This is a genomic window from Daeguia caeni, assembly GCF_042653845.1.
Lineage (GTDB): Bacteria > Pseudomonadota > Alphaproteobacteria > Rhizobiales > Rhizobiaceae > Brucella > Brucella caeni.
Genome location: NZ_JBHSEL010000048.1, coordinates 29,415 through 51,547, shown reverse-complemented (window position 1 = coordinate 51,547; position 22,133 = coordinate 29,415). Strand labels below are relative to the sequence as shown.

Here is a 22,133-nt window from a genome sequence, read left to right as displayed (position 1 = left end):
TCAATGGTGCCGACATATGGACGGGCTGGAAATCAACGCAGACGTTTTGTCTTGGTTGCTTTTATATACTGACAATCCGCGAAACGGTGACTATTTCATGACTTATGCTACGAAATTTCTATCGCACAGGATTAATCGAGTCGGATGAAGAATGGCACCCCCGGCAATAATACGCATGAACAGGCTTCACTGCACACAGCGCAGGGAATGGGCGGGCTGGAAGCCCTGATTGCGCGTGCCCATGCGGATGCAAACTCCGGCCCGTCGAGCAGGGAGCGCGGCATACCGCCGGTCGAACGCTGGAACCCCGATTTTTGTGGCGATATCGACATGGAAATCAGGGCAGATGGCAGCTGGTATTATATGGGCACGCCGATCGGGCGCAAACAGCTGGTCAGACTGTTTTCGACCGTGCTGCGCAAGGATGAGGACGGCAGGACCTATCTGGTCACCCCGGTTGAAAAGGTTGGCATCCGCGTTCAGGATGCCCATTTCATCGCGGTGGAAATGCAGGCACGCGGCGAAGGCGGGACACAGGTTCTGACCTTCCGCACCAATGTTGGCGATGTGGTGGAGGCAGGCGCAGACCATCCTTTGCGTTTCGTCATTGATGCGGCAAGCGGCGGCCTCAAACCCTATATCAATATACGCGGCCGGCTGGAGGCGCTGGCCACACGCGCCGTCATGTATGATCTGGTTGCACTTGGTGAAGAAATAGACGTGGATGGTGAGCGCATGTTCGCGATCAGATCGGGTGGGGTGGTCTTTCCGGTCATGCCGGTGGCAGCACTTGAGGCAGCATTGCAATGAACAGGCCATCGAACCTGCACAAGAACGCATTTTCTGCCGCCGCCTTTGCCGAACGGGTGCGGCGCTGGCAACCGGATCATGCTGACCTGACGGGCGACCATATTCTCAACCCGGAATTCCTCCAGACCGTGACGACAGGGCCGATGCGCGAAGCGGCGGTGTTGATCGGCGTCGTTGATCGCGGCGAAGAGGCAACGGTGCTTCTGACCCAGCGCACGGCGCATCTGCGCCAGCATTCCGGCCAGATTTCCTTTCCGGGTGGCTCGATCGATCCTGAAGACGGATCAGCGGAAAATGCTGCCCTGCGCGAGGCAGACGAAGAAATTGGGCTTGCGCAGGATCGGGCTGATATTGTCGGTTACCTGCCGCGCTATCTGACCGGCAGCGGGTTTTCGATCACGCCGATTCTGGCAGTCGTCAGGACGCCTGTCGAGCTGAAACCGAACCCGGTCGAGGTGGCAGACATATTCGAAGTGCCGCTTTCCTTTCTCATGAATCCGGCAAATCACATAAGAGCTAGTCGCGTGCTTGAGAATGGGCAGAAGCGTTATTTCTATGCCATGCCCTATCAGGAGCGCTATATATGGGGCATTACTGCGGGGATCATCCGCGGACTTTATGAAAGGCTCTATCGTTGAGCGAGACCGTGAATATTTCCGGCAAGGCCTCGTGGCTGCATGACAAATCCCTGCAGGCGCTGTTTGCAGCGCTGAACCGGGATGGCGGTGAAGCGCGCGCGGTGGGTGGGGCCGTGCGCAACACGCTTCTGGGAACGCTGGTCAATGATGTCGATCTGGCCACCACGCATGTGCCGCAGGAGACGATGCGGTTGGCGGAAGCGGCCGGCTTCAAGCCGGTGCCAACGGGTATTGAGCATGGGACCGTGACGGTTGTGGTCAATGGCCAGCCATTTGAAGTGACAACGCTGCGGCAGGACATCGAGACCAATGGCCGACATGCGCAGGTTGCCTTCGGTACGGACTGGAAAGTCGATGCCGAACGGCGCGACTTTACCATCAATGCGCTTTACGCAAAGGCTGATGGCACGGTGGTGGATCATGTTGGTGGGCTGGCTGATATTGAAACGCGCACCTTGCGGTTCATTGGCGATGCCGAACAGCGCATTCGCGAGGATTATCTGCGCATTCTGCGCTTCTTCCGCTTCTATGCCTGGTATGGCGCAGGCCGGCCGGATGGCGATGCCTTGCGTGCAAGTGCGCGTTTGCGCGAAGGGATCCGTCAGCTTTCGGCAGAGCGGATCTGGGCGGAACTGAAAAAACTGCTTTCGGCCGAAGATCCTTCACGTGCGCTGTTGTGGATGCGGCAGGCGGGCGTGCTGACCGAGGTCCTGCCGGAAAGCGAGAAATGGGGCATTGATGCCATCCATGGCCTGATCCGCGCTGAAAACGATCTGGACTGGCCGGTTGATTGCCTGTTGCGGCTGGAAAGCCTGCTGCCTCCTGATGCGGAACGCATGAAGGCGCTCGGCCAGAGGCTCAAAATGTCCAATGCCGAACGCATGCGGCTTGAAGCCTGGGCTGCGGCCGACAAGGTTGAGTCCACGCTTTCCGAACAGGCGCTGAAACTGCGTATCTATCGTGGTCAGCGACAGGCCGTGCTTGACCGGATTCGCCTTGCCTATGCGGCTGCGCGTCAGGCGGCAGTAGCCGATAATGACGCCTTGATAAGGGCAGGCAATTATGCGCGGCTGTTGCAGCTGGCCGAAAACTGGCAGGCGCCGGCCTTTCCGGTCACGGGTGCTGATCTTTTGCAGAAAGGCTTCAGCAAGGGCCCGGAACTGGGCGCTGCACTGCGCAGGCTTGAAACTTTATGGATCGATTCGGGTTTTGGCCTTGACCGGCGGGTGCTTTTGGACAAACTTGACCAGAACAGTTTGCTCTGAACAGCCTAGTCCCGTTTCCCCGAAAGATTGTGCCGCTTTTGGATCACCAGAATGCGGAGTGTTCTTCTGAAAGAGTTGAGAATGTCGAAGTCCAATAGTTCTGCTGTCAACGAGTCCGAACCAAAACAGTCTTTCAGCACTGAAGGCCTTGCGCCGATGGATCGCCCAAGCCGCATCACGCGGTTTTTCATGAGCATTGTGGCCTGGGCAGAGCGGCTTAATCTCAAATATGCCAAGCTTGGCAATCCGCCTGTCTATGACAATGCGACCTTTTCCTGGGCAGCCGAGATTGAAAAGGAATGGCCCCTGATCCGCAAGGAGCTGGACAGGATCCTGCTGCGTCAGAATGAGTTGCCATCCTTCCATGATATTTCGACAGATGTAAAAACCATCTCGACCGATAATCGCTGGAAGACCTTCTTCCTGCTGGGCTTTGGCGTGAAGTCGGAACAGAACATCAAGCAATGCCCGGAAACATGGCGCATCGTGAACAAGATTCCGGGGCTCAAGACCGCGATGTTCTCGATCTTCGAGCCGGGCAAGCATCTGCCGCCGCATCGCGGCCCCTATAATGGCGTGCTGCGTCTGCATCTTGGCCTGATCGTGCCGGAGCCGCGCGACCAGATGGCCATTCGCGTCGACAAACAGGTCTGCCATTGGGAAGAGGGCAAGGTGCTGATTTTTGACGATGCCTATGAACATGAGGCATGGAACCACACCGACAAGACCCGCGTGGTCCTGTTCGTGGACTTTGTGAAGCCAACCCGCTTCCCGGCCAATTTCATCAACTGGTGCCTGATGAATCTGGCGATCTTCACGCCTTTCATCCGTGAAGGCATGGACAATCACAGCGCGTGGGAAAAGAAATTCTACGCGGAAGCGGAAAGGCTGCGCAATCAGCCGAAGGCATGAAAAGGCGGGTCACCCCGCCTTTTCATTCTTGTTCTGGTTCAGGGCCATTTCACCACTGGCGGCATGGACGACAGGATCGAATTCACATTGCCGCCGGTCTTGAGGCCAAAGATCGTACCGCGGTCATAAAGCAGGTTGAATTCTACATAGCGTCCGCGCCGGACAAGCTGTTCATCACGGTCTGCCTGCGTCCAGTCCTTATTGAAATTCTGCCGTACCAGATGCGGATAGACCACCGAGAAGCCGCGTCCGACATCGCGCGTGAAAGCGAAATCGGCATCCCAGCCCCCCTTTTCTTCGCTGGAATGCAGCCAGTCATAGAAAATGCCGCCAATGCCACGCGGTTCATTACGGTGTGGCAGGAAGAAATATTCGTCACACCAGTCCTTCAGGTGCTGATAATCGACAATGGCCTTGTGTTTTTCGCAGATGAAGCGGAAGGCCTTGTGGAAGGCAACCGTATCCGGGTCTTCCTGCGTGCGGCGGCGATCGAGCATGGGAGTCAGATCTGCCCCGCCGCCAAACCACTGGCGGGTTGTCACGACCATGCGCGTATTCATGTGGACGGCAGGCACGTTGGGATTTTGCGGATGGGCGATCAGCGAAATGCCGCTTGCCCAGTAGCGCGGATCTTCCTCGGCCCCCGGAATCTGCTTGCGGAATTCCGGCGAGAATTCGCCATAGACGGTCGAGACATGGACGCCGACCTTTTCAAACACGCGCCCGTGCATGATCGACATGATGCCGCCGCCGCCCTTGCCCTCGTCCTTCAGCCATGGGGTGCGCACGAAACGTCCCGGTTCGCGGTCACTGAGCGGTCCTTGCAATTCGTCTTCCAGCTTTTCAAAACTGTCGCAGATCCGGTCGCGCAGTTCCGCAAACCAGTCCTGCGCCGCCCGCTTCTTGTCTTCAATGTCATGCGGGATGAATGCAGGAATAGCATCGCGTTGCATTGTCTTTCCTTTCGGACTCTTATCCGCCCTGGTCGTCATTATGCAAAGGCTTAGCAAAGTCTTTGGTTTGCGCAAAGCGCAAGGGGCAGGATCGGGGCAGGACCAGTCTGCTCTCCCCAGAAAAGACTCGTCAAACGGAGCATGCAACCTTATCCTGTGACAGGAAGATGGACAGTCTTTTCTGCAGGGAGGTATGGCCATGAATGCATCACCACCCAAGCCGCCATCGGCCCGCCCACCGCTTGATGGCCTGCGCCGGCAATTGGCGAAAAGCCGTGAGGCAAGGGGCCGTCTGCCACGCGATGGCTATGTGCGCGAGACCTTCATCCTGCCGAGTCTTGCCGCACGGCAAAAGGCACGGGAATGGTTCGACAATTTTCCCAGGGCTGCCTATTGGACAGAGATTGAAAGTTGGTGCGAACGGCCTGATGATGTGATCGAATTTACCATGCGCCGCCTGCCAACGGCGGATTGAGATCAGAAACCGGGCGCGTGCAACTGTCGTAATGCTTCGCCTGCGGTCATGGCAACACTCACGGCCAGATTAAGCGAACGTGTGCCGGGCACCATCGGAATGATGAGGCGTTCATCCGCACTTTCATGCACCATGTCGGGAACACCGGCGGATTCCCGCCCGAACAGAATGATGTCATTGGGCCGGAACTGATAGCGCGTATAGGGCAGGGCCGCCCTGGTCGACAACAGCACGATGCGCCGGCCGTTTTCCCTGCGCCAGTCGTCAAAATGCTGCCAGCTTGCATGGCGGGTAAGGGCTGCCTGTTCGAGATAATCCATGCCGGCGCGCTTGAGGGCGCGGTCGGAAATGTCAAAACCGGCGGGCTCGATAATATCAACGGCAAAGCCGAGGCAGGCGGCCATGCGCAATATGGTGCCGGTATTGCCGGGAATATCGGGCTGATAAAGGGCGACACGTAAATCCATGTCCGGCGCCTAGCGCGAAATTTCAGGCCGGGCAAGCCCCGTTGGCCGCATTGGCAGCGTGATGACACGATGCGTTCCTGCTCCGGTTTGTTTTTAAATCATTGCAATCCCGTTTTGCGATTGTGCCATTCAGCTTTTCAGGGAAAGACTGGATTGCCCGACCTGTTGTTTTTTCGCAGTTGCGGATGGAAAAGCGGTTTCCACTTTTCATGGAACTGCCCTAAAAGGAACGCCATGTTCAAGTGGTTTGAAAATCGACTCGAAGTCTATCCCGATCAGATACCGGAAACGCCGCCACGTTCGCTGGTTGCATTCTGTCTTTATTATACGCGCGGCGCCTGGCCATGGATCATCGCCATGGCGGTGCTCACGTCGATCATCGCCATCATCGAGGTGTCGCTGTTCGGTTTTCTCGGCAATATTGTCGACTGGTTGTCGAACCAGACGCGCGAGACATTTCTGGCCAATGAGGGCTGGCGGCTTGCCTTGCTGGCGGGCCTCATTCTCGTGGTTCTGCCGGGGGTGGTGCTGCTGCATTCGCTGATCATCCACCAGACGCTGCTTGGCAATTATCCGATGCGGATACGCTGGCTGATGCATCGCCATCTCATCCGCCAGTCGATGGCGTTTTTCCAGGATGAATTTGCCGGGCGCATTTCGACCAAGCTGATGCAGACCGCGCTTGCGGTGCGTGAAACGGTGATGAAGCTCCTCGACGTGGTCAATTACGTCGTGGTCTATTTTGCCGGCACGCTGCTGATTGCGGCTGCGGCAGACTGGCGGCTGATGGTTCCCTTCGCGGCCTGGCTGGTGGCCTATCTGTTTTTGCTGCGCTATTTCATTCCGCGGCTGCGTGTCATTTCCGAAGAACAGGCCAATGCGCGCTCCACCATGACCGGGCGTATTGTCGACAGCTACACCAATATTGCCACCGTCAAGCTGTTCTCGCATTCTGCGCGCGAAGAGGCCTATGCGCGCGAAAGTCTCGATATTTTTCTCGACACGGTGCATCGCCAGATGCGCATGGTGACGATGTTCTTTTTCTCGCTCTACGGCATCAACTGCCTGTTGCTGTTTGCAGTTGGCGCCATCGGCATCTGGCTGTGGATGGGCGATATTGTCTCGATTGGTTCGGTGGCGGTTTCGATCAGCCTTGCGCTGCGGCTCAACGGCATGTCGCAATGGATCATGTGGGAAATATCGGCCCTGTTTGAGAATATCGGAACAGTGGAAGACGGCATGGCCACCATTTCGCGTGCGCATACGGTTGTGGATGCGCCGGATGCCAAGCCGCTGAAGGTAACCAGGGGCGAGCTCGAATTCGACCATGTTTCCTTCCATTACGGCAAGAGCAGGGGCGTCATTGATGATCTCACGCTGAAGATACCGGCCGGACAAAAGGTCGGGCTGGTTGGCCGATCCGGTGCCGGCAAGTCGACACTGGTCAATCTGCTGCTGCGTTTCTACGATCTGGAAAAGGGACGCATCCTGATCGACGGGCAGGACATATCAAAGGTCACGCAGGATTCGCTGCGCGCCAATATCGGCATGGTGACGCAGGACACCTCGCTGCTGCATCGCTCGGTGCGCGAGAATATCATGTATGGTCGCCCGGATGCGAGCGAGGAAATGGTCGAACGCGCCCTGAAACAGGCGCAGGCCGATACGTTCATTCCGATGCTGACAGACATGAAGGGAAGACAAGGGCTGGATGCCCATGTCGGCGAGCGTGGCGTGAAACTGTCGGGCGGCCAGCGCCAGCGCATTGCCATTGCGCGGGTCATGCTGAAGGATGCGCCAATCCTGATCCTGGATGAGGCAACTTCGGCGCTTGATTCAGAGGTGGAGGCTGCCATTCAGGACAGTCTCAATACGCTGATGGAGGGCAAGACCGTGATCGCCATTGCGCATCGTCTTTCCACCATCGCAGCCCTCGACCGGTTGATCGTCATGGATCAGGGGCGCATTGTCGAAGATGGCACGCACGAGGAACTGGTTGCACGTGGGGGCATTTATGCCAGCCTTTGGGCGCGCCAGTCTGGCGGTTTCCTGGGTTTTGATACGGAAGAAGAACCGGGTGGAACACAGACGGGGAACGGCGCTGATGGTTTACCGCTGGTTTGAGCGCTGGATTGATCCGTTTCGTACGCCGGAGCAGTTGCGCCCGCCGGCAACGACGCTGGCTTTTCTCTGGCACTATGCCCGGCAGGCGAAATGGCCGATTGCCGCTGCACTCGTGACCAGCGGGCTGGTGTCGCTGGTCGAGGCCGGGCTGTTCTATTTCACCGGGCGGCTTGTCGATATTCTCGACCAGCTTGGCCGCGCTGGCGCGGAGCGCAGCTGGCAGAGCCTGCTTGCACTCGCGGGGCCGGAGCTTCTGTGCATGGCGCTGGTGGTTCTGGTCGGTCGCCTGCTGTTTACCGCCATCACGACGCTGATCGATGATCAGACCCTGTCGCCCGGTTTCTACAATCTCATCCGCTGGCAGGCCAATGCCTATGTGCTGCGCCAGTCCTATGCCTTTTTCCAGAATGATTTTGCCGGACGCATCGCCACAAAGGTCTGGCAGGCCGGGCAGGCCGCTGGCGATCTGATTGAATCCTTCATTCAGGTGGTGTGGTTTTTCGTCGTCTATACGTTGACGACGCTCATTCTGGTTGGTCAGCTCGACGGGCGTCTGGCGCTTGCCGTCCTCATCTGGATCGCAGCCTTCGGAGTGATTGCGAAACATTATCTGCCGCGGGTGCGCAAGGCGGCGGAAGCATCGGCCGAGGCTGGCTCGATGATCAATGGCCGCATTGTCGACAGCTATTCCAATATCCAGACCATCAAGCTCAATACGCCCGATGCGGATGAGAAATATTTGCGCAACGGCTTTGAACGCTATCTCAAGGCACTGTTTCCCTTCATGCGCACGCTGACGGGCATGCGCGTGTCGCTCACGGCGCTTTCCGGCGTGATGATCGTGGCGGTTGCCGCCATCGCGATCGATCTGTGGACGCGTGATGCCATTACGGTTGGGCAGGTGTCTTTCACGCTGGGGCTGGTGCTGCGTCTCAACATGCTGCTTGGGCGGTTGATGATGCAGCTCAATGGCATGCTGCGCCAGTTCGGGCTGATTGAGAATTCCATGCATCTCGTCTCGGCTCCGCTGGGGCTTGAGGACAGGCCGGGCGCCACGGCATTGCATGTCGGCGAGGGGCGCATCGATATCGAGGACGTGACCTTTCACTATGGCAAGAACAAGGGTGTGCTGGACAATATCAATCTGTATCAATCTGTCGATCCGCGGCGGTGAGCGGATCGGACTGGTTGGTCATTCGGGTGCGGGCAAATCACCCCTCGTCAATCTGATCCTCAGACTTTATGACGTGGAGAAGGGCGCCATTCGCATTGACGGGCAGGACATACGCGATGTCACGCAGGTTTCCCTGCGTTCTGCCTTTGCCGTGGTTAGCCAGGAAACCGCGCTTCTGCACCGTTCCCTGCGCGACAATATCATGCTTGCGCGCAGCGACGCCTCCGAAGCCGATCTGTTGCGGGCAGCAGAACAGGCCGAGGCGGACGAATTCATCGCCAGTCTGGAAGATTTTCAAGGCCGGCGCGCCTATGACGCCTATGTTGGGGAACGCGGGGTAAAGCTTTCCGGCGGCCAGCGCCAGCGCATTGCCATTGCACGTGCCATTCTGAAGGATGCGCCCATTCTCATCCTGGATGAGGGGACATCCGCGCTCGATTCGGCTGTGGAAGAATCAATTCAACAAAATCTCAGGCAGTTGATGCAGGGCAAGACGGTGATTGCCATTGCGCATCGTCTTCCACAATTGCCGCCCTCGACCGTCTGGTGGTGATGGACAAGGGGCGGATTGTCGAACAGGGAACCCATGACGAGCTGATCGCGCTTGGCGGCATTTATGCCAGCCTGTGGATGCGGCAATCCGGCGGATTTCTGGGAATTGAGCGCACGGGCTGAAATGATGTCTGAACGCTGCCTGCCTGTTTCATCGGGCGGCGACTTGCAGGCAGGAAGGGCTCAAACGCCTGCGACATGGTGCCGTCCCGGGGCTTGGTGGCTGGACAAGCCATTTTTACCCGCATAAACCGATAGCTGAAATGGAGGGAATATCGTCTCGCGGGTACCCGTGGGGCATCTGTGCTTGGGTGCAAGCAAGACGAGGGGAGAGTTCAATTGAACATGCAGATTGAAAAGGAATTGGCACGTGAGCGCACACGACACGGCTGAGCCGACACGGCGTGATTTTCTGTATATTGCGACAGGAATGGCGGGTGTCGTTGGCGTCGGTGGTTTGGCATGGCCGTTTATCGACCAGATGCGTCCCGACGCTTCCACCCTTGCTGCCGCATCCATTGAGGTCGACGTTTCCTCGCTCGCGGAAGGCGCGTCGCTGACCGTCAAATGGCGCGGCAAGCCGGTTTTCATCCGGAACCGAACTGCCAAGGAAGTCGAAGAGGCCAAGGCGACTGCCCTGTCTGAGCTGAAGGACATCGCAGCGCGCAATGCCAATCTTCCGCTTGACGCAGAGGCAACCGATCTGGCCCGCTCTGCGGGTGAGGGACGGGAAAACTGGATTGTCATGATTGGCGTCTGCACGCATCTTGGTTGCGTGCCGCTGGGTGAATCCGGCTCCTTTGGCGGCTGGTTCTGCCCATGCCACGGTTCGACCTATGATACGGCAGGACGTATCCGTTCCGGACCGGCGCCGGAAAACATGCACATTCCACAATACACCTTCACTTCCGATACGGTCATCAAGATCGGTTAATGGGTCTTGGGGAGAGATAATATGAGTGGTGGACACTCCACATACACACCGAAGACCGGCATCGAGAAATGGGTGGACGAACGCCTGCCTCTGCCGCGTCTGATGTATGATTCATTCGTGGCCTATCCGACGCCGCGCAACCTCAACTATATGTATACCTTCGGTGGCATCCTGACTTTCATGCTGGTTGCGCAGATCCTGACCGGTGTCGTTCTGGCCATGCAATATGCGGCAGAGACGACCATCGCGTTCAATTCGGTCGAGCGCATCATGCGCGACGTCAATTCCGGCTGGCTCATCCGCTATATGCATGCCAACGGTGCGTCGTTCTTCTTCATCGCAGTCTATCTGCACATTGCCCGCGGCCTCTATTACGGCTCCTACAAGGCGCCACGTGAGCTTCTGTGGATCCTTGGCGTGGTCATCTTCTTCCTGATGATGGCAACGGCCTTCATGGGTTATGTTTTGCCTTGGGGCCAGATGTCGTTCTGGGGCGCAACCGTCATCACCGGCTTCTTTACGGCCTTCCCGATCATCGGCGAGCCGATCCAGCAGCTTCTGCTGGGTGGTTTTGCTGTCGATAATCCGACGCTCAACCGCTTCTTCGCGCTGCATTATCTGTTGCCGTTCATGATTGCGGGCGTTGTCGTCCTGCATATCTGGGCGCTGCATGTGACGGGGCAGACCAATCCGACCGGCATTGAAGTCAAGTCCGAGACCGACACGGTACCATTTACGCCTTATGCAACCATCAAGGATGCCTTTGGCGCGCTGGTCTTCTTCATCGTCTTTGCCTACTTTATCTTCTACATGCCGAACTTCCTCGGTCATCCGGACAACTATATTCCGGCTGATCCGCTGAAAACGCCGGCCCATATCGTGCCTGAATGGTACTTCCTGCCATTCTATGCGATGCTGCGCGCCATCACCTTCAACATTGGCCCGATCGACTCCAAGCTTGGTGGCGTTCTGGTCATGTTCGGTTCGATCGCTATTCTCTTCTTCGTACCATGGCTTGATACGTCGAAGGTTCGTTCGGCCGTCTACCGTCCCTGGTACAAGCTGTTCTTCTGGCTTTTTGTGGCTGACGCCATTCTTCTCGGCTGGCTTGGTTCCCGCCCGGCAGAAGGCATCTACACCACGCTGGCGCAGTTCGGCACGCTCTACTATTTCGCTTTCTTCCTGATCATCATGCCGGTTCTCGGTCTGATTGAAACGCCCAAACGCCTGCCGAACTCGATCACCGAGGCGGTTCTGGAAAAGAGCGAGCACAAGAGCAGCGTTGCTCCTGTGAAAATCGGAAGCTGATACAGCGAGAGCATGAAGGACGTAGTTATGAAGAACATCCTCAAAAATATCGCTGCTTTCGGTCTTGCTCCGCTGGTTGCGCTCGGGATCACCATGGGTGGTGCGTCAGCTTCGGACGATGCTGCCGAACCGACGCATTTCCCGATCAAGAAGCCGACACAGGAAGAGTGGAGCTTTGCCGGCCCGTTCGGCACCTATGACAAGGCACAGCTGCAGCGTGGTCTGAAGGTTTACAAGGAAGTCTGCTCGGCCTGCCATTCGCTGAACCTCGTTTCATTCCGGACGCTGGAAGCGCTTGGCTATACGCCAGAGCAGGTAAAGGCATTTGCGGCTGAATATGAAGTGCAGGATGGCCCGAATGCGGATGGTGAAATGTTCACCCGCAAGGCAATCCCGACGGATCATTTCCCGTCGCCATTCCCGAACGCCAATGCTGCGGCTGCCGCCAATAATGGTGCCGTGCCACCAGATTTCTCGCTGATCGCCAAGGCACGTGCGGTCGAGCGTGGTTTTCCGACCTTCATCTTCGATATATTCACCCAGTATAACGAAGCTGGCCCGGACTATATCCATGCTCTGCTGACGGGCTATGACGAGCAGCCGCCAGCTGGCATGCAGATTCCGGAAGGTACCTATTACAATCCGTATTTCATGTCAGGTAAGTCGCTCGCCATGGCAAAACCATTGAGCGACGATCAGGTGACCTATGATGACGGCACGCCGCAGACGGTTGACCAGTATGCACGTGACGTTGCCGCTTTCCTGATGTGGGCAGCTGAACCGCATCTGGAAGAACGCAAGCGTACCGGCTTCCGCGTCATCATATTCCTGGCGCTGTTTGCGGCTCTGGCCTATATCACCAAGCGCGTGATCTGGTCTGACCAGAAGCACTAAAACTTGTCCGGACATTGAAAGGGCGCTCCAGGGCGCCTTCAGTTGATCAGCCCCCCTCGTTTTGACAGCAATCCAAAACGAGGGGTTTTGCTTCTGACAGTTACCTCTTCAAATCCGCGGCATGTTCCCTGACTGCGGGCATTTAATCCTTGTACTCTGTCTGCGCTGCCCAGGACGCCCTATTGATAAGGCAGATTTGAACGAGAATTATATTGGCGCGTCGCCCTGATCGTGATTGAAGACAACCAGTAAAATCTGCAACGCAGCTCATGGCCGCGATTTGTCATGCGCGCGTTGCACTGGAAAGGACACATCAATGGAAGCTGGTTTTAAAGCCTCATTAAAGGACGCAATCAGAACGATCCCGGATTATCCGAAGCCGGGTGTGCAGTTTCGTGATGTGACCACATTGATGGGGGATGCACAGGCTTTTCGGCGCGCGGTTGATGAGCTGGTCTATCCATTTGCCGGCAACTGCATCGACAAGGTTGCAGGTATTGAAGCGCGCGGCTTCATTCTGGGTGGCGCGATTGCGCATCAGTTGTCGTCCGGTTTCGTGCCGATCCGCAAGAAGGGCAAGCTGCCGCGCGATACGGTGCGCATAGCCTATAGTCTGGAATATGGCATTGACGAAATGGAAATGCACCGCGACGCCATCAACAAGGGAGAGCGCATCGTGCTGGTCGATGATCTGATTGCAACCGGCGGCACGGCGGAGGCTGCGGCCAAGCTCCTGCAGCAGATGGGGGCGGAAATCGTGGCCGCCTGTTTCATCATCGATCTGCCGGATCTTGGCGGACGCAGGAAACTGGAAGCACTAGGCATTCCGGTGCGCACGCTGGTTGCATTTGAAGGTGACTGATCGCTGCGGAGATGCGTCAAGGCAAAGCCCGGCAATGCCGGGCCTGTCTATGCGGGCAGCCTGATCATGGCCGCGCTGTCAAAGCGTAGCACATCCTCGCCATGCTGATTGATGGCGCGGGGGGTCATTGCGATCATTGACCAGCCCGGTCGCGAGGTCAGCGGGCGCACGGAAACTACCTTCTGGAAATAGGTAAGCCTGTCGCCGGCAAAGACCGGCTTTATCCAGCTCAGATTTTCAATGCCAGGCGAGGGGCCGAATGTTGGCGGCGTTTCGCCATTCCTGATGCACTCTTTGATAACGGATTTGATGAATTCGACATTGAGCTGCATGAACACGGCCGTTGTGTGCCAGCCGGAAGCGCAAAGCCCGCCGAACAGGGAATTTCTGGCGGCTTCCGGATCGGTGTGAAACGGCTGCGGATCATATTTCAAGGCAAAGGTGATGATGTCGTCGGCGGTGAAGAGATGCTCGCCGAGCACGACTTCCCTGCCGATATAGTTGTCAAACGTGCTCATTGCGCGGCTCCCGGCTGCGGTTGATCGCGCAGCTCAAAGATGACGGGGTTCTGCATTTCACAGACAACCATGTCGTTCTGATTGACCACTTCATGGTAAAAGCGCACCAGTCCGAGATGGGGGCGTGATTTGAGTACGCGTCGTTCAATGACCGTGGAAACACCGCTTAACGTATCACCGGCCAGGACCGGACGCTTCCAACGCAGAAATTCGACGCCGGGCCCACCCTGAACGCGGGATCTGCCGAGATAGGCATCATGAATCATGCGCATCACCAGCGCGGCCGTATGCCAGCCAGAGGCAGCCAGACCGCCCAGAACACTTGCCTTGCCGGCTTCCTCGTCCAGATGAAAGGGTTGCGCATCATAGATGCTGGCAAATTCGATAATGGCTTCCTTGCTGACCTGATGCGCGCCAAAGGGCAATTTCAGCCCCTCCACCATGTCTTCAAAAGCATATTCCGGTTGGGATCCTGTCACCCTGAACTCCTCCGATGAAGCGACAAAGAAAGGGCCGCTGCAAGGAGCAGCCCGATCAATCAGGTATTGAAGCGGAACAGCATCACATCGCCGTCCTGGACGACATATTCCTTGCCTTCGTCGCGTGCCTTGCCTGCTTCCTTGGCGCCGACTTCGCCATTATACTTGATATAGTCTTCATAGGCGATGGTCTGGGCGCGGATGAAACCGCGTTCAAAATCGGTATGGATGACACCGGCAGCAGCAGGGGCCTTGGTACCGCGACGGATCGTCCAGGCACGGGTTTCCTTTGGCCCTGCGGTAAAATAGGTAATCAGATCAAGCAGCTTGTAGCCCGCGCGGATCAGGCGGTCGAGGCCCGGTTCTTCAAGGCCCATGGCCTGCAGATATTCCTTGGCCTCCTCATCGGGAAGCTGGGCCACCTCAGCCTCGATTGCCGCTGAAATGATGACGGTTTCCGCGCTCTGCTCGGCGGCCATCTTTTCCACGGCAGCGGTGAATTCATTGCCGGTGGCTGCATCGCTTTCGGCGACATTGCAGACATAAAGCACGGGCTTGGAGGTGAGGAGATTAAGCCCCTTCAGGATGACGAGATCCTCAGGCGAAATGTCCTTCAGCATCATGCGGACGGGCTGGCCGTTCTGCAACAGCTCCAACGCCTTTTCCATGACCGGCAGGACGTTGAGTGCTTCCTTGTCCTTGCCGGTTGCGCGCTTGCGTATCTGCACGATGCGCCGCTCGATGCTTTCAAGGTCAGACAGCATCAGTTCTGTTTCAACCGTCTGTGCGTCCGAGACTGGATCGATGCGGCCTTCGACATGGGTAATGTCGTCATTTTCAAAGCAGTGCAGCACATGCACGATGGCATCAACCTCGCGGATATTGGCGAGGAACTGGTTGCCAAGACCCTCGCCCTTCGATGCACCGCGCACGAGGCCGGCAATATCGACGAAATTGATGCGGGTCGGGATGATTTCCTTTGAGCCGGCAATACGAGCCACTTCTGCCTGACGCGGATCAGGAACCGCAACTTCGCCCGTATTCGGTTCAATGGTGCAGAACGGATAGTTTGCAGCCTGTGCCGCGGCTGTCTTAGTCAGCGCGTTGAAGAGCGTCGATTTGCCAACATTGGGCAGACCAACGATGCCGCATTTAAAACCCATGATCTCACCTGTCTGAATAGAATGATTTGCTGTCGCTATGCGACATGGAGATAGGAAGCGTCAAGAGGCACACAGGCTGTGCGGTTGAAAGCAGCCTAATCTTTTTTGCCAAAAAGCTTTTTCAGCATCTCCGCCATCGGGCCGCTTTGCGGGAGGTCTGGCCTGATCTGGCGCGCCTGACGGATATGGCTTTGCGCTTTCGGCGCAGGCCTTGGTTGCGTGTCCGCCTTGCTGCCATTCTGTCGCTGATTGCCGTCGCCCATGGCAAGCGCCACGCGGTTCATGAAGCTTGAATCCTCGTGCCGGGCAAGAAGGCCGATATTGTCTGCGACAGCGCCAAGTAGCTTGTCGAGCCATTCCTGATCAGCCTTGGCGAAATCGCCCAGCACATGATTATGCACCAGTTCTTTCGCACCCGGATGGCCAATGCCAAGGCGCATGCGCCGGTAATTCTGTCCGCCGGGGAAGGATTGCAGATGGGCATCGATGGATTTGATGCCGTTATGGCCGCCAGAGCCGCCGCCGGTCTTCAGCCGCAACTTGCCGGGCTGCAGATCAAGCTCGTCATAGATGACGACAAGATCAGCCGGGGTAAGCTTGTAGAAACGCATGGCCTCGCCAATCGCCTGACCGGAGAGGTTCATGAAGGTTTGCGGCTTGATCAGCAGCACCTTTTCGCCGTCGATGACGCCATCGGCGATTTCGGCCTGGAATTTCTTCTGCCAGTTGGAAAAGCGATGGCGGCGGAATATTTCATCCGCCGCCATGAAACCGATATTGTGCCGGTTATGCGCATATTTGGAGCCCGGATTGCCAAGACCTGCAATGAGCAGCATGGATGGGCTCCTCCTGCCTTCAGAAAGCGATTATTCGCCTTCCTTGGTTGCTTCTTCGCCAGCAGCTTCTTCGTCAGCCTTCAGGCCGGCCGGCGCTGCGATGGTGGCGATGGTGAAGTCGCGGTCCTGGATGGCAGGGGTGACGCCTTCCGGCAGCTTCACAGCCGAAATGTGAACCGTGTCACCGATTTCGAGGCCGGTGAGGTCAACTTCGATTGCGTCCGGAATTGCATTGGCAGGAACGATCAGCTCAACTTCGTAACGAACGACGTTGAGAACGCCACCGCGCTTGATGCCAGGAGCGGCTTCTTCGTTCTTGAAGTGAACCGGAACGTTGACATGAACAACCGACTTTGCGGAAACGCGCAGGAAGTCGACATGGCGCGGGAAGTCGCGGACTGGATCGAGCTGATAGTCCTTCGGCAGAACCTGAATCTTCTTGCCATCTACTTCGATCGTGGCAACCGTGGTCTTGAAACCGCCGCCATGGATCTTGTAGTAGATGTCCTTGTAGGAAACAGCGATCGGGAGTGGCTCCTGCTTGTCGCCATAGATGACTGCAGGAATCAGGCCGTTGCGACGCAGTTCACGGGAGGACCCCTTACCTACCCGGGTACGCAGTTCGGCCTTGAGCACATATGGTTTGCTCATGGCATGTCCTTTCAAAGTTGCTGGAGAGTCGTCCGACCGCTTCAGGCTGAAACAGCAAACGACATGAAACAGCCCCTTCAGCCTTTCATGTCTGACAGGCCGGGCCGTTTCATTTCCGCGTTGCCTCCAAGGGTGTCTACGCGGATGGCGGTGCTATAGAGCAAAGGGCCATCCAACGCAAGTCGCAAGAGAGCTTCTGTGGGCTTTTACCCATCAAGGGTGGTATCACATCAAACAAAAATGTTAAGCGGTTCCCCCGTGGACGGGCTCGGCTTGCGAGTCGTCATGTCTTCGCAATGATTTCAACCAATTCCCGGGAGGCGAGATGCAGGTCGGTATCGACATGGGTACAGTTGCGGGCGGCAGTGCGGCCACGGCGGCACTTGGCGGCGGCAAACCGGCCATGCTTGATCTGGAAGAACTGCTCGCCACGCGCCTTCTTGTCCAGGGCAATTCCGGCTCCGGCAAGTCGCATCTGTTGCGCCGCCTGCTCGAACAGAGCGCGCAATGGGTGCAGCAATGCGTGATTGATCCGGAAGGGGATTTTGTCACGCTGGCCGACCGTTTTGGCCATGTTGTCGTGGATGCAGTCCGCAGCGAGGCGGAACTGACCCGCATTGCCGGACGCATTCGCCAGCACCGCGTTTCCGTCGTGCTCAACCTGGAAGGTCTGGATGTCGAACAGCAGATGCGCTCGGCGGCGGCCTTTCTCGGCGGGCTGTTCGATGCCGAACGCGATTACTGGTACCCGATGCTGGTTGTGGTCGATGAAGCGCAGCTTTTTGCGCCAGCCGCAGCCGGTGAAGTGTCGGATGAAGCGCGCAAGCTTTCGCTTGGCGCCATGACCAATCTGATGTGCCGCGGGCGCAAGCGCGGCCTTGCTGGGGTGATCGCGACCCAGCGTCTTGCCAAGCTTGCCAAGAATGTGGCTGCGGAAGCCTCCAACTTCCTGATGGGGCGCACTTTCCTTGATATCGACATGGCGCGTGCGGCCGATCTGCTTGGCATGGAACGACGGCAGGCGGAAATGTTCCGCGATCTTGAGCGCGGGCATTTTGTGGCGCTTGGGCCAGCGCTCTCGCGCCGTCCGCTGCCGATCCGCATTGGCAAGGTTGAAACTTCGGCGCGTTCATCTTCGCCCAAGCTGATGCCGTTGCCGGAGGCGCCGGATGATGCACGCGAACTGATCTTCACGCCGGCGCCGGAAGAAATCCGCACCGTCGTGCGCCGCACGCCCCCACCGCCGCCGCCACCCTCAACGGCAGAAATTCTGGCACAGGTTGCAAAACCGAAGCCTGAGGCAGAGCCGGAACAGGCCCCGCTTTTCCCGGATATTGTCGAGGCAGAGCGCGAAGAACTGCTCGACAAGGTCATGCGCGAGATCGTTGATGATCCGGAAGCGCCGTTCCGTTCGGTGGCCGTGCTTTATCAGGATTTTCTGGTGCGCTGCCGCATTCACCGTGTTCCGGGCGAACCACTGGCCTTGCCGGCCTTCCGGCGCAGGCTGGCTGTCGCGCAGGCCAGCATTGCAGGCGAGGTGGCGGAAAGCGACACGTGGCAAAAGGCGCTGCAACTGTCGGAAAGCCTCACCGATGATGTGCAGGGCGTGTTCCTGATTGTCGCGCAGGCTGCAGTGACTGGTGCGCCATGCCCGTCGGATGCGGCACTGGCGCGCGCCTATGGCACGCATTCGCTGAGCCGGGCGCGCAGGCTCATCACCTATTTTGAGGAACGCGGGCTTCTGGTCGTGCGCACCGATTTCAAGGGCATGCGGATTGTCAATTTCCCGGATCTGGGCTGCGAGACCGCGCCGGGTGATCCCAATGCGCCGGATGAACAGGCTGAGGCAGGTACGGCTGCGGAATAGGGCAGGGCGCTGTCAAGGGGCAGGCCAAAAGACAGCGATAAAAGCCGCCGCCCTGGTGTCAGGACGGCGGCCTTTGATTGGTTGCTGTCTACCTGATCAGTCGAACAGGCTTGAAACCGACTGCTCGGCAGCCGTGCGGGCGATTGCCTCGCCGATCAGGCCGGAAATCGACAGAACGCGGATATTGGGCGTGTCGTTGATGGCTGCGGTTGGCTGGATGGAGTCGGTGATGACCAGCTCTTTCAGCTTGGAAGCGGCAATGCGGGCAACTGCACCACCCGACAGAACACCGTGGGTGATATAGGCGGTGACGCTGTTGGCGCCCTTTTTCAGCAGGGCTTCGGCTGCGTTGCAGAGCGTGCCGCCGGAATCGACGATATCGTCGAACAGCAGGCAGTCCTTGCCGGAGACATCGCCGATGACGTTCATGACTTCCGATTCCCCCGGACGTTCACGGCGCTTGTCAACAATAGCAAGCTGCGCATCAATGCGCTTTGCCAGCGAGCGGGCGCGCACCACGCCGCCGACGTCTGGCGAAACGACCATGCAGTTGCCGGTCGGGTAATTTGCCTTCACGTCGCGGGCGATGACCGGAACGGCATAGAGATTGTCTGTGGGGATATCGAAGAAGCCTTGGATCTGACCAGCATGCAGGTCAAGTGTCAGAACGCGGTTTGCGCCGGCTTCGGTGATGAGGTTGGCAACGAGCTTGGCCGAGATCGGCGTGCGCGGGCCGGGTTTGCGATCCTGACGGGCATAACCGAAGTAGGGGATCACGGCGGTGATGCGGCGGGCTGAGGAGCGGCGCAGCGCATCGATCATGATCAACAGCTCCATCAGGTGGTCATTGGCCGGATAGGAGGTCGATTGCAGGACAAACACGTCTTCGCCGCGGACGTTTTCCTGGATCTCGACGAAGATTTCCTGATCGGCGAACCGACGGACACTCGCCTGGCCGAGCGGTATTTTGAGATATTCAGCAACGGATTCGGCAAGAACCCGGTTGGAGTTGCCTGCGAAAAGTTTCATATTTTGCCTCTGACACCGATGCAGTCGCGCTTAGGGCATTCCTCATTGAACGGGAACATGCAGAATGCTCTAAATTCCGTTTTGACGCATGTCTCTGTTCCAAAACCGGTTCCCACCTTTGGAAGACACACTCTCGTTTCGACGCAGCCCGGGACAGAATGAATGCGCCCTAAACTGCTCTGCTAAAAACCTCGAAACCACGCATTCGCCCGTTTGATGCAAGGCGGCGATATGCTGCAGCCTGTCTGTCTTTAGGATGCTGGGGCTATCGCAAAGAGTCATGGCGATTGCAAGTCCCGTCCGATCACAATCATTGCAAAAAAATTAACAGTGCAACTTTTCCGTGATCTTTTTCCCTTTTGCATGATGTCTGGTTGCGGAAAGTCCCGCAATCATGCGGTCAAGCCTTGTTTGCTGCAAACCAGCTCGCATATTCCTGCATGGTTTTATCGGCGATCGCCTGCATGGTTGCCGGTGTGACGACGCTCCATGAGTCGGCTGCAGCTCCTGGCACCTTTTCCTGACCCTGAATGCGATGAAGACGGTTGCCTGCTGCATCCGTGATGTCCCAGACATAGAGAATGGTGGTCTGGTTGTTTTCGGCAAGCGCCGAGAAATAGCCGCGGATGACATAGGCCGCATCCTTGTCATTGCTGCCAGCCAGCACAATGCCCTTGGTCTTGGCGACATCATTCATGCGATGGGTGAGCGGCGTGACGATATTGACGGGCGCGCCGACCAGAGGCGCAATCTGCAGCTTGCCGGGCTTGAGCATGGCTGATGCCTGTGGCGCGGCTGCTGCCGGGCTTGCGCCGGCGGGGGGCGTGGCTGCTGCGGCCGTGGTCTGTTCGCCTGTAGTCTGGCCCTGAACATTCAGGGTGGATTCCGTACTGTTACAGGCGACCAGAAATCCAGCCAGCAAAAGCATGACAGAGAGACGTACCTTGATCATGTCCGGCTTGAAGCTCCTCAACGCGGCAGATCGCCAGTCTGTACCATTTGCATCACATTAATGGATCCCGGGCCTGCTCCGCAAACCCGGAATTGCGAGACTATCGCTGATCGCACATCATTTGACAATCATATCAAGAGAATGGCGGGATAATGGCACGGCAGGGCCATTTGTTGTGAGATAGGTCTGGCCAAGCGTCATGGCGGTCCCGCTATCGGAATCCATGATGATCATGTGCGCGAACAAGGTCATGTCCGGCTGGATGGTCTCGGGATTGCCGGCATAAAACATCTGCGGATCCATCCATGACGGCGTGAAGCGCGCACCGACAGAATAGCCGCAGGCATTGAGCCTGTGACGGGTCAGATCATGCGCCTCCATGGTGCGCGCATGAGCCTCGAACACGTCGCCAAAAGTGTTGCCGGGCACCATGGCCGCTTCCACCGCCTGCAGCGCCTCCCGGGCGGCGGTATAAAGCTTCTGATGTTGCAATGTGGGCTTGCCGATAATCAGCGTGCGCATCATCGGGGCGTGGTAATGACGGAAAACCCCCGACCATTCGAGCGTGAGCTGGTCGTTTTCGTCGAGCTTGCGTCGGCCAGACTTGTAGCGGCAAAGCAGTGCGTCGGCACCCGAACCGATAATATATTCATTGGCTGGATAATCGCCATCGCCGGCAAAGTTGGCGCTCATCATGGCAGCGAGAATGTCAGCCTCGTCGGCACCTGCACGGGTGAGCCTGATTGCGGCATCCAGCGCATCATCACTCAGGGCGGCGGCGCGCCGGACATAGGCGATTTCGGCCGGGCTTTTGAGCACGCGCAGGCTGTCGATCATGCCGGAGGCGTCATGCAGCGTGGCAAAACTGGTCAATTGCTCGTCAAGGCGGCGCGCATTGGCGCCGGTCAGGCCATGGGTCTGATATTCAATACCGATGCGCGCGCCCAGAAGATCAAGTTCACTCAGGAGATTGCGCAGATCGGCCGCCGGATTGGCATTGGCACGGTCTGTCCAGACCACGATTTCGTCGATATTCGATGTATGGCGGGCCTGACGCAGATCGGCCGATCGGGTCATCAGCACCATCGAACCATCAGACTTGACCACGAGACACTGGAAGAAGCAAAAGCCGAATGTGTCATAGCCGGTCAGCCAATACATGCTTTCCTGCGAGAACAGCAAAAGCGCGTCCAGCTTTTCTTCTTCCATCTTCAAGATCAGTCGGTCGCGACGGGCGGCGAATTCTTCCGGCTCGAAGTGAAGGGCCATT

The 22,133-nt window shown here is 57.5% G+C and carries 21 protein-coding genes and 1 pseudogene; 12 read left to right on the top strand and 10 right to left on the bottom strand.

From position 1 onward, the window contains the following. The first annotated feature begins 144 nt into the window (after positions 1-144). From ACFO1V_RS06595 to olsC, 4 genes are all read left to right on the top strand, one after another. The gene (locus tag ACFO1V_RS06595; RefSeq protein WP_374832851.1) at positions 145-810 is read left to right on the top strand and encodes a DUF1285 domain-containing protein; all 666 of its coding nucleotides are present in this window, start codon (positions 145-147) and stop codon (positions 808-810) included. Next, on the top strand, positions 807-1,448 hold the full coding sequence (locus tag ACFO1V_RS06590) for a CoA pyrophosphatase (RefSeq protein ID WP_374832853.1): 642 nt from the start codon (positions 807-809) through the stop codon (positions 1,446-1,448). The genes ACFO1V_RS06595 and ACFO1V_RS06590 overlap by 4 nt, the downstream gene beginning before the upstream one ends. After that, positions 1,445-2,713, top strand: coding sequence for a CCA tRNA nucleotidyltransferase (locus ACFO1V_RS06585; RefSeq protein ID WP_374832855.1), 1,269 nt, complete (start codon positions 1,445-1,447; stop codon positions 2,711-2,713). The genes ACFO1V_RS06590 and ACFO1V_RS06585 overlap by 4 nt, the downstream gene beginning before the upstream one ends. Before the next feature lie 81 nt (positions 2,714-2,794). Further along, positions 2,795-3,625, top strand: a complete 831-nt coding sequence (gene olsC / locus ACFO1V_RS06580) for an ornithine lipid ester-linked acyl 2-hydroxylase OlsC (protein ID WP_374832857.1) — start codon at positions 2,795-2,797, stop codon at positions 3,623-3,625. Positions 3,626-3,663: 38 nt separating this feature from the next. Here the strand turns inward: olsC and hemF are convergent, their stop codons facing one another. Continuing rightward, entirely contained in the window at positions 3,664-4,578 is a 915-nt protein-coding gene (gene hemF / locus ACFO1V_RS06575; protein ID WP_374832859.1) for an oxygen-dependent coproporphyrinogen oxidase, read from the bottom strand. 199 nt (positions 4,579-4,777) lie between these two features. Between hemF and ACFO1V_RS06570 the strand changes: the two genes are divergently transcribed. Next, positions 4,778-5,053, top strand: coding sequence for a hypothetical protein (locus ACFO1V_RS06570; RefSeq protein ID WP_374832861.1), 276 nt, complete (start codon positions 4,778-4,780; stop codon positions 5,051-5,053). A gap of 2 nt (positions 5,054-5,055) precedes the next feature. Here ACFO1V_RS06570 and ACFO1V_RS06565 read toward each other — a convergent pair whose 3' ends face one another. Further along, a complete protein-coding gene (locus tag ACFO1V_RS06565; RefSeq protein WP_374832863.1) occupies positions 5,056-5,520 on the bottom strand; it encodes a tRNA (cytidine(34)-2'-O)-methyltransferase in 465 nt (154 codons plus the stop codon). Positions 5,521-5,754: 234 nt separating this feature from the next. Here ACFO1V_RS06565 and ACFO1V_RS06560 point away from each other — a divergent pair, with 234 nt between their 5' ends. The 6 genes and pseudogenes from ACFO1V_RS06560 to ACFO1V_RS06535 all read left to right on the top strand — a co-directional run bounded on the left by ACFO1V_RS06560 (position 5,755) and on the right by ACFO1V_RS06535 (position 13,368). Beyond that, complete coding sequence (locus ACFO1V_RS06560) at positions 5,755-7,644, top strand: ABC transporter ATP-binding protein (RefSeq protein ID WP_374832865.1); 1,890 nt, start codon at positions 5,755-5,757, stop codon at positions 7,642-7,644. Beyond that, positions 7,625-9,493, top strand: a pseudogene (locus ACFO1V_RS06555) (ABC transporter ATP-binding protein). The gene ACFO1V_RS06560 and the pseudogene ACFO1V_RS06555 overlap by 20 nt, the downstream one beginning before the upstream one ends. A gap of 247 nt (positions 9,494-9,740) precedes the next feature. Further along, positions 9,741-10,304 carry a ubiquinol-cytochrome c reductase iron-sulfur subunit gene (petA, locus tag ACFO1V_RS06550; protein ID WP_374832867.1) on the top strand — a complete coding sequence of 188 codons (564 nt, stop codon included), beginning with the start codon at positions 9,741-9,743 and terminating at the stop codon, positions 10,302-10,304. 21 nt (positions 10,305-10,325) lie between these two features. Further along, positions 10,326-11,612 (top strand): cytochrome b, encoded by a 1,287-nt coding sequence (locus ACFO1V_RS06545; RefSeq protein WP_374832869.1) that lies wholly within the window; start codon positions 10,326-10,328, stop codon positions 11,610-11,612. A gap of 27 nt (positions 11,613-11,639) precedes the next feature. Beyond that, positions 11,640-12,506, top strand: coding sequence for a cytochrome c1 (locus ACFO1V_RS06540; RefSeq protein WP_374832871.1), 867 nt, complete (start codon positions 11,640-11,642; stop codon positions 12,504-12,506). A gap of 316 nt (positions 12,507-12,822) precedes the next feature. Continuing rightward, positions 12,823-13,368 carry an adenine phosphoribosyltransferase gene (locus tag ACFO1V_RS06535; RefSeq protein WP_374832873.1) on the top strand — a complete coding sequence of 182 codons (546 nt, stop codon included), beginning with the start codon at positions 12,823-12,825 and terminating at the stop codon, positions 13,366-13,368. Between the two features lie 47 nt (positions 13,369-13,415). On the opposite strand, the gene ACFO1V_RS06530 is transcribed toward ACFO1V_RS06535, so the two are convergent. The 5 genes from ACFO1V_RS06530 to ACFO1V_RS06510 all read right to left on the bottom strand — a co-directional run bounded on the left by ACFO1V_RS06530 (position 13,416) and on the right by ACFO1V_RS06510 (position 17,015). Next, positions 13,416-13,886: a MaoC family dehydratase gene (locus ACFO1V_RS06530; protein WP_374832875.1), complete on the bottom strand. Its 471-nt coding sequence runs from the start codon at positions 13,884-13,886 to the stop codon at positions 13,416-13,418. After that, the gene (locus ACFO1V_RS06525; RefSeq protein WP_374832877.1) at positions 13,883-14,365 is read right to left on the bottom strand and encodes a MaoC family dehydratase; all 483 of its coding nucleotides are present in this window, start codon (positions 14,363-14,365) and stop codon (positions 13,883-13,885) included. Before ACFO1V_RS06525 ends, ACFO1V_RS06530 begins: the two co-directional genes overlap by 4 nt. Before the next feature lie 59 nt (positions 14,366-14,424). Further along, a complete protein-coding gene (gene ychF, locus ACFO1V_RS06520; RefSeq protein ID WP_374832879.1) occupies positions 14,425-15,528 on the bottom strand; it encodes a redox-regulated ATPase YchF in 1,104 nt (367 codons plus the stop codon). Positions 15,529-15,623: 95 nt separating this feature from the next. After that, positions 15,624-16,364, bottom strand: coding sequence for an aminoacyl-tRNA hydrolase (gene pth, locus ACFO1V_RS06515; RefSeq protein ID WP_374832881.1), 741 nt, complete (start codon positions 16,362-16,364; stop codon positions 15,624-15,626). A 30-nt stretch (positions 16,365-16,394) separates the two neighbouring features. Further along, positions 16,395-17,015, bottom strand: a complete 621-nt coding sequence (locus tag ACFO1V_RS06510; protein WP_374832883.1) for a 50S ribosomal protein L25/general stress protein Ctc — start codon at positions 17,013-17,015, stop codon at positions 16,395-16,397. 325 nt (positions 17,016-17,340) lie between these two features. On the opposite strand from ACFO1V_RS06510, the gene ACFO1V_RS06505 reads away from it, so the two are divergent. Beyond that, positions 17,341-18,882 carry a helicase HerA domain-containing protein gene (locus tag ACFO1V_RS06505; RefSeq protein ID WP_374832885.1) on the top strand — a complete coding sequence of 514 codons (1,542 nt, stop codon included), beginning with the start codon at positions 17,341-17,343 and terminating at the stop codon, positions 18,880-18,882. A gap of 96 nt (positions 18,883-18,978) precedes the next feature. On the opposite strand, the gene ACFO1V_RS06500 is transcribed toward ACFO1V_RS06505, so the two are convergent. The 3 genes from ACFO1V_RS06500 to ACFO1V_RS06490 all read right to left on the bottom strand — a co-directional run bounded on the left by ACFO1V_RS06500 (position 18,979) and on the right by ACFO1V_RS06490 (position 22,132). Beyond that, positions 18,979-19,911 carry a ribose-phosphate pyrophosphokinase gene (locus ACFO1V_RS06500; RefSeq protein ID WP_374832887.1) on the bottom strand — a complete coding sequence of 311 codons (933 nt, stop codon included), beginning with the start codon at positions 19,909-19,911 and terminating at the stop codon, positions 18,979-18,981. A gap of 400 nt (positions 19,912-20,311) precedes the next feature. Further along, complete coding sequence (locus ACFO1V_RS06495) at positions 20,312-20,863, bottom strand: hypothetical protein (protein WP_374832889.1); 552 nt, start codon at positions 20,861-20,863, stop codon at positions 20,312-20,314. Positions 20,864-20,980: 117 nt separating this feature from the next. Continuing rightward, on the bottom strand, positions 20,981-22,132 hold the full coding sequence (locus ACFO1V_RS06490) for a M24 family metallopeptidase (RefSeq protein WP_374832891.1): 1,152 nt from the start codon (positions 22,130-22,132) through the stop codon (positions 20,981-20,983). Position 22,133 lies beyond the last annotated feature (1 nt).

Excerpts from the sequence above, each read along its gene's own strand:
- ACFO1V_RS06595 (WP_374832851.1), top strand. The coding sequence starts at position 145 with ATGAAGAATGGCACCCCCGGCAATAATACGCATGAACAGGCTTCACTG.
- ACFO1V_RS06590 (WP_374832853.1), top strand. The coding sequence starts at position 807 with ATGAACAGGCCATCGAACCTGCACAAGAACGCATTTTCTGCCGCCGCC.
- olsC (WP_374832857.1), top strand. The coding sequence starts at position 2,795 with ATGTCGAAGTCCAATAGTTCTGCTGTCAACGAGTCCGAACCAAAACAG.
- hemF (WP_374832859.1), bottom strand. The coding sequence starts at position 4,578 with ATGCAACGCGATGCTATTCCTGCATTCATCCCGCATGACATTGAAGAC.
- ACFO1V_RS06570 (WP_374832861.1), top strand. The coding sequence starts at position 4,778 with ATGAATGCATCACCACCCAAGCCGCCATCGGCCCGCCCACCGCTTGAT.
- ACFO1V_RS06565 (WP_374832863.1), bottom strand. The coding sequence starts at position 5,520 with ATGGATTTACGTGTCGCCCTTTATCAGCCCGATATTCCCGGCAATACC.
- ACFO1V_RS06560 (WP_374832865.1), top strand. The coding sequence starts at position 5,755 with ATGTTCAAGTGGTTTGAAAATCGACTCGAAGTCTATCCCGATCAGATA.
- ACFO1V_RS06545 (WP_374832869.1), top strand. The coding sequence starts at position 10,326 with ATGAGTGGTGGACACTCCACATACACACCGAAGACCGGCATCGAGAAA.
- ACFO1V_RS06540 (WP_374832871.1), top strand. The coding sequence starts at position 11,640 with ATGAAGAACATCCTCAAAAATATCGCTGCTTTCGGTCTTGCTCCGCTG.
- ACFO1V_RS06535 (WP_374832873.1), top strand. The coding sequence starts at position 12,823 with ATGGAAGCTGGTTTTAAAGCCTCATTAAAGGACGCAATCAGAACGATC.
- ACFO1V_RS06530 (WP_374832875.1), bottom strand. The coding sequence starts at position 13,886 with ATGAGCACGTTTGACAACTATATCGGCAGGGAAGTCGTGCTCGGCGAG.
- ychF (WP_374832879.1), bottom strand. The coding sequence starts at position 15,528 with ATGGGTTTTAAATGCGGCATCGTTGGTCTGCCCAATGTTGGCAAATCG.
- pth (WP_374832881.1), bottom strand. The coding sequence starts at position 16,364 with ATGCTGCTCATTGCAGGTCTTGGCAATCCGGGCTCCAAATATGCGCAT.
- ACFO1V_RS06510 (WP_374832883.1), bottom strand. The coding sequence starts at position 17,015 with ATGAGCAAACCATATGTGCTCAAGGCCGAACTGCGTACCCGGGTAGGT.
- ACFO1V_RS06505 (WP_374832885.1), top strand. The coding sequence starts at position 17,341 with ATGCAGGTCGGTATCGACATGGGTACAGTTGCGGGCGGCAGTGCGGCC.
- ACFO1V_RS06500 (WP_374832887.1), bottom strand. The coding sequence starts at position 19,911 with ATGAAACTTTTCGCAGGCAACTCCAACCGGGTTCTTGCCGAATCCGTT.
- ACFO1V_RS06495 (WP_374832889.1), bottom strand. The coding sequence starts at position 20,863 with ATGATCAAGGTACGTCTCTCTGTCATGCTTTTGCTGGCTGGATTTCTG.
- ACFO1V_RS06490 (WP_374832891.1), bottom strand. The coding sequence starts at position 22,132 with ATGGCCCTTCACTTCGAGCCGGAAGAATTCGCCGCCCGTCGCGACCGA.